Annotated in this window: 5 protein-coding genes; 3 read left to right on the top strand and 2 right to left on the bottom strand. The window is 64.0% G+C overall.

What is annotated here, in order from left to right:
• Positions 1-1,789: sensor histidine kinase (locus AAC083_RS18480; RefSeq protein ID WP_258224765.1), on the bottom strand; the 1,789-nt coding region annotated here is incomplete at its 3' end.
• Positions 1,790-1,814: 25 nt separating this feature from the next.
• Positions 1,815-3,170, bottom strand: a complete 1,356-nt coding sequence (locus tag AAC083_RS18475; RefSeq protein ID WP_108537378.1) for a sigma-54-dependent transcriptional regulator — start codon at positions 3,168-3,170, stop codon at positions 1,815-1,817.
• 253 nt (positions 3,171-3,423) lie between these two features.
• Here AAC083_RS18475 and AAC083_RS18470 point away from each other — a divergent pair, with 253 nt between their 5' ends.
• The 3 genes from AAC083_RS18470 to AAC083_RS18460 all read left to right on the top strand — a co-directional run bounded on the left by AAC083_RS18470 (position 3,424) and on the right by AAC083_RS18460 (position 5,750).
• Positions 3,424-4,254 (top strand): substrate-binding domain-containing protein, encoded by an 831-nt coding sequence (locus AAC083_RS18470; RefSeq protein ID WP_108537377.1) that lies wholly within the window; start codon positions 3,424-3,426, stop codon positions 4,252-4,254.
• Positions 4,255-4,318: 64 nt separating this feature from the next.
• Complete coding sequence (locus tag AAC083_RS18465; protein WP_108537376.1) at positions 4,319-5,020, top strand: ABC transporter permease; 702 nt, start codon at positions 4,319-4,321, stop codon at positions 5,018-5,020.
• A 34-nt stretch (positions 5,021-5,054) separates the two neighbouring features.
• On the top strand, positions 5,055-5,750 hold the full coding sequence (locus AAC083_RS18460) for an energy-coupling factor ABC transporter ATP-binding protein (protein ID WP_108537375.1): 696 nt from the start codon (positions 5,055-5,057) through the stop codon (positions 5,748-5,750).
• Positions 5,751-5,757: the final 7 nt, after the last annotated feature.

Below are 5,757 nucleotides of genomic sequence, written 5' to 3'. Positions count from 1 at the left end.
CCTCGGCCCCTTGCAGCGCTCCCGCCTCATCGCACCAGTCGCGGCTCTCGACCCGGATCTCCCCCCGCTCCCCCAGCGCGTGGCTGGCGTTGACCAAGAGGTTTATCAGCACCTGCAACAGCTGCTGGCGATCCGCCTCGATGGGCTGCTGGGCCCTGAGATCGGCCACCAGCGCTACCTGCTGCTGGCGCAGGGCTGAACGCACCAGAGTCAGGCTCTCTTCAATGATGGGGGTGAGGTGATGCCAGACGGGCGCAGTCTCGTAGTCGCCGGGGCGGGAATATTGCAGCAGGCTTCGGGTGATGGCGCGGATGCGCTCAATCTGGGCCAACACCAGCGCCAGCTCCTCACTGACCGGCTCGGCCGCCTCCCCCAACTCCAGCTTCATCAGCTCCACATTGCCGAGGATCACCGCCAAGGGGTTATTGATCTCGTGGGCCACCCCGGCGCACAGCTCACCAAGGGCCGCCAGCTTCTCGCTGATGAGCAGCTGCTGGCGCGCCTCGGTCAGCATATGGATGTGGTGCTCCAGCTCGGCAGTCTTCTGCTTGAGGCTCAAGGTGCGCTCGGCCACTTTCTGCTCCAGCTGGTCGGCGCTGCGGGCCAGCTGCTGCTGGTGCGCGGCCTGCCGGTCCAGCATGGCGTCAAACTGGCGCCCCAGCTCGGCCAGCTCATGGTCGGGGTCAAGCGGCAGCGCCCCCACCCGGGCCGACTGGTCATGCTGCACCTGACGCACTACCTTGTGCATCCGCTCTATGGGGGTGAAGAGATCCCGTGCGCCGCGATAGACCAGCAGGCCCGAGAGCAGCAACAGCACCACCACGCCGGAGCCCAGCTCCACCAGATTGGTGAGGTAGGTACGGATGATGGGCCACTCGAGAAAGCCGACATAGAGCATGCCGATCCGCTCGCCATTCGCCCCCAGCAGCGGCTCGTAGCCAGAGACATACCAGGCGTCGTGGACGAAGGCGCGGTCAACCCACATCTCCCCCCGTCCCAACACCTGCTCGCGCACCGGTGGCGAGACCCGGGTGCCCACCGCCCGGCCCAGCTGACGGCTGCTGCTGGCAGGCACGTTGGTGCTCACCCGCAGATCGCCAAGAAACAGGGTCACTGTGCCTACGCCCCCCTCTGGCAGCGTATTTTTGGCAAACACCTGCCCCCTGATCTCGTCCACCAGCCGGGTACTGCCATTGATAAGCTCGCCCCCCTCCAGCACGGCCCAGAGAGAGCCGTCTTGGGCCATGACGGGCGTCAGGGAGAGGCTGACCAGCCCCCGGGTCTCCTGGCCAAGGTCGGCTGTGTGCTCCCTGTCCAGCACGGCGCGGCTGGCAAGGGCGGGCGAGAGGGCCAGCAACTGCTCCCGCGGCCAGACCACGAAGTGGCTGACGCTGCGCCCGGCGGCGAGGGCCGTGCGCGCCTGCGCTGTCAGCTGATCCAGCTCGGGGCCATGGCGCAAGCGCAGAAAATCGAGGCCATAGTTGGCCGCCAGCGGCATCACCCACTCCTGCAGTTGATCTGGCGATTCGCGCAGCCGCAGCTGGAAGGCCCAGGCATCGCGCAGGTGCTCCAGATGTTCGGCCTGACGTTGCTGCTGCACGCTCACCGCATGGTGGGCGACCCTGAGGTCGCCGCGCACATTGGTGAGCAGGTTCTGCCAGCTGTAGGTGAGGGTCCAGTACAGCGTCAGCCCTATCATGCCCACCAGGGTGAGCGTGATGGGCACAGAGGTGAGCAGCAGCAGGCGCCAACGTACCTTGGTCTTGAGCCAGCGCGGCAACAGGGTCACAGCGGCGCCATCCGGTTGCAGATGATCATTCGATGGCCCACTCCTTGAACTTGCGCTCCAGGGTCTTGCGCGCCACCCCCAGCACCCGGGAGGCGGCGGATTTGTTGCCATCATGGCTCGCCACCACTTGCAGAATATGGGCCTTTTCCACCTCGGCCAGCGGCCACGCCAGCGGATAGCCCTCTTCGCTCTCCCCCTGCTCTGCCGCTTTGTTGCTCTGCCAATAGTCGGCGGGGGGCTTGCCCAGCAACAGGCAGCGCTCGATCAGGTTGCGCAGCTCGCGCACGTTGCCGGGCCAGGGATAGGCCTGCATGGCCACCACGTCCTCGTGGGTCCAACTTAAGGAGCCCATCCCCATCTCGGCAGTGAGCTGGCGAGTGAAGTGATGGACCAGGGCGGGGATGTCGTCGACGCGATCGCGCAGTGGCGCCACCGGCAGCGCCACCACGTTGAGGCGGTAGAAGAGATCTTCGCGAAAGCGGCCCGCCTCCACCTCGGCTTTGAGGTTGCGGTTGGTGGCGGCGACGATACGCACATCCACCGACAATTCACGTTCGGCGCCGACCGGCCGGATCGCTTTTTGCTCCAGCACCCGCAGCAGGGAAGATTGCATGGCGAGCGGCATCTCGCCTATTTCGTCCAGAAAGAGGGTGCCCTGATGGGCGACCCGGAACAGGCCGTCGCGCCCCTTGCGGGCGCCGGTGAAGGCCCCCTGCACGTGACCGAACAGCTCGCTTTCGAGCAGCTCGGGAGCGATGGAGGCACAGTTGAGGGGCACAAAGGCCCCCATACGACCGGAGAGCTGGTGCAGGGCGCGGGCCACCAGCTCCTTGCCGGTGCCGGACTCCCCCTCCACCAGCACGGCGGCGTTGGAGGGCGCCACTCTGGCGATGAGCGTCTTGAGATCCCGGGTCTTGGCGCTGTCGCCTATCAGGGTGGGGGGGAAGAGCTTGCTCACCTCCCGGCGCAGCAGCAGGTTCTCCCGCTCCATCTGGCGGCGCTCTATCACCCTGTCCACCGCCTGCACCATCTGATCCAGGTTGAAGGGCTTGAGGATGAAGTCGCTGGCGCCGAGCCGCAGCGCCTTGAGGGCGGTATCCATGTCGCCGAAACCTGTCATGAAGATGATGTCGCTGCGACGGGTCGCGGGGTCGATGGCTTCGTGCCATTCAATGCCGGAGCGCCCCGGCAGCCGGATGTCGGCAATGATGAGATCGAAATGCAGGCGACAGCGCAGGGCTTCCGCCTCCTCCACGCTGGCGGCCGTCTCTATCTGGGCGAAGCGCCTGGCCAGCGCTTTGGCCAGAAAGCTGCGCATGCCGGGTTCATCATCGACGATGAGCAAAGAGAGGGCAGACCAGCGGCTGGCGGGTGCAGTCATGACAAAAGTACCTCGAATGCAGGTAAGGTCGGAGAATGTCCCGATAACCGGAACTTTAGTGGGACATTTTGTCCTTACCGTATCAAAAGCACCAACACCAATTATTAAAAGCGATAACACGCTCACCTAAATGATTCTAATAAACGTCTGTTTTTAAAAGGCAAACTGCAAATAAAACAGGAAAGGAACAGTTTGGCACCCTGTTTGCTTACGCTTGCCCTCTCCTCATCCACCCTGAAAAAGTTGCATCAAGATGACGATCAAAACCCATCTCAAACATTTTGCCCTCTCCCTCGCGGCCAGCCTGCTGATCGCCGGCGCAGTCCATGCCGATACCACCAAGGCGCCTATCCGCCTCGCCACCACCACCAGCACCGAGCAGTCCGGTTTGCTGGGCTGGCTGCTGCCCCAGTTCACCAAGGAGACAGGTTATCCGGTGCAGGTGATGGCGGCCGGTACTGGTCAGAGCCTGAAGATGGGTGAAAACGGCGATGCGGATCTGGTGATGACCCATGCCCCCTCTGCCGAGAAGGCCTTCGTCGACGCAGGCTTTGGTATCGAGCCGGTGCACCTGATGTACAACGACTTCGTCATCGTCGGCCCGGCGAAAGACCCGGCGAGTCTGGGCAAGCTGCACGACGCGGCGAAAGGGCTGCAAGCCATCAAGGATCAGGGCCAGACCTTTATCTCCCGCGGTGACGAGTCCGGCACGCACATCAAGGAGAAGACCCTGTGGCAAGCCGCTGACGTCAAACCCGAGTTCCCCGGTTACAAGTCCATCGGCCAGGGTATGGGGCCGACCCTGACCATGGCCTCCGAGCTCGGTGCCTACACCCTGACCGACCGAGGCACCTGGCTCGCCTATCAGAGCAAGCTGGATCTCGCCGTGCTGCTGGAGGGTGACAAGCGCCTGTTCAACCCCTATCAGGTGATCCTGGTCAACCCCAAGCGCTACCCGGATCTCAATACCGAAGGAGCCCGCACCCTGAAGAACTGGCTGGTCTCCGAACATGGCCAGACCCTGATCGGTGACTTCAAGGTGGCGGGTCAGGCGCTGTTTGTAGCCGATACCAGCGGGCAATAATGCCGACCCTGCTGGATATGGCCGCATTGACGGCCCTCGCCCTGCACCATGAGAGAGAGGCGTGATGCCAACCCTGCTGGATACAACGCTGGCGGCGCTTGCCCTGCTGTTCAGTGGCGACACAGAGCTGTGGCAGGTGGTGGGGGTCTCCTTCTCCGTCTCCTGCCTGGCGCTGGCGCTGGTGCTGGTGCCGGCGCTGCTGCTCGGCTTTGCGCTGGCCTATCTGCCGATCCCGGCGCGCTGGCTCTGGCTCTCCTGCATCAATACCCTGCAGTCGGTGCCGACCGTGGTGATCGGCCTCTTGCTCTACATGCTGCTCTCGCGGGCAGGCCCCTTTGGCGACTGGAAGATGCTGTTTACCCAGCAAGCCATGGTGGCTGGCCAGATGCTGATCGCCTTCCCCGTCATCGCCACCATGGCTCACGCCGCCTTCATTCAAAGCGATCGCCGCGCCTGGGAGACAGCACTCACCCTGGGGCTCTCCTGGCCGAAGGCACTGCTCGGGCTGATGCGCGAATGCCGCTTCGGCCTGTTGGCAGCGGTGATCGGCGCCTTCAGCCGCATCGTCACCGAGGTGGGCTGCTCCATGATGGTGGGGGGCAATATCCTGCATTTTACCCGCAACATCCCCACTGCCATTGCGCTGGAAACCCAGAAGGGTGCCTTTGCCCAGGGGGTGGCGCTCGGCATAGTGCTGCTGAGCCTGGCCCTGCTGCTCAACCTGCTGCTGACCGCATGTCGCGGCCACAGCTATCTGAAGAACTGACCATGCCCCCACGGTTTATCAACTGGAGTACCCCATGGCCCTGACCGCCCACCAGCTGATGATGCGCTTTGGCGAGCGTAACCTGTTCCAGATAGAGCGGCTCTCCATCGCGGCAGGCGACGCCATCTGGCTGCGCGGGGCGAACGGGGTGGGCAAGACCACCCTGCTCAAGATACTGGCCGGCCTGCTGACGCCGACCCAGGGCCACACCAACCTCGCCCGTGGCTGGCGCGCCAGACTCGAGCAGTGGATCAAGCGGGATCCCGGCCCGGGCCGGGTCACCTATCTGCACCAGACCCCCTATCTGTTCGATCGCAGCGTGCACGACAACGTCGCCTGGGCCCTCGGCCATCAGGCCGCCGACGAGGTGCGGGTGTTCGAGGCGCTGCGCCGGGTCGAGCTGGAAGGAGTGGCGCGGGAACACATCAGTATTTTGTCCGGTGGCGAGCGCCAGCGTCTGGCCATGGCCCGCGCCTGGGCGCTGCAGCCCGCCTTTTTGCTGATGGATGAACCCACCGCCAATCTGGATGCACATTCGGTTGCCCTGATGGCCGCCTTGGCGCAAGATCTGCGGGAACAGGGCAGTGGCCTGGTCATCATCAGCCACCAGAACAACGATCTGACCGACCTGTGCGAGCGGCAATGGACCCTCGCCCGTGGCAAACTGCACGAACCCACCCCTTTGAAAATCATCGAGCGACATGACCTCAAACAGCGAATCCAGAACTGATGCCTTC

The sequence above is a fragment of the Aeromonas sp. HMWF014 genome, assembly GCF_963878295.1.
Taxonomy (GTDB): Bacteria; Pseudomonadota; Gammaproteobacteria; order Enterobacterales; family Aeromonadaceae; genus Aeromonas; species Aeromonas popoffii.
This window is presented reverse-complemented; position numbering and strand designations above follow the sequence as displayed.

Bases quoted from the DNA above. Each gene is read 5' to 3' on its own strand.
- AAC083_RS18475 (WP_108537378.1), bottom strand. From the start codon at position 3,170: ATGACTGCACCCGCCAGCCGCTGGTCTGCCCTCTCTTTGCTCATCGTC.
- AAC083_RS18470 (WP_108537377.1), top strand. From the start codon at position 3,424: ATGACGATCAAAACCCATCTCAAACATTTTGCCCTCTCCCTCGCGGCC.
- AAC083_RS18465 (WP_108537376.1), top strand. From the start codon at position 4,319: ATGCCAACCCTGCTGGATACAACGCTGGCGGCGCTTGCCCTGCTGTTC.
- AAC083_RS18460 (WP_108537375.1), top strand. From the start codon at position 5,055: ATGGCCCTGACCGCCCACCAGCTGATGATGCGCTTTGGCGAGCGTAAC.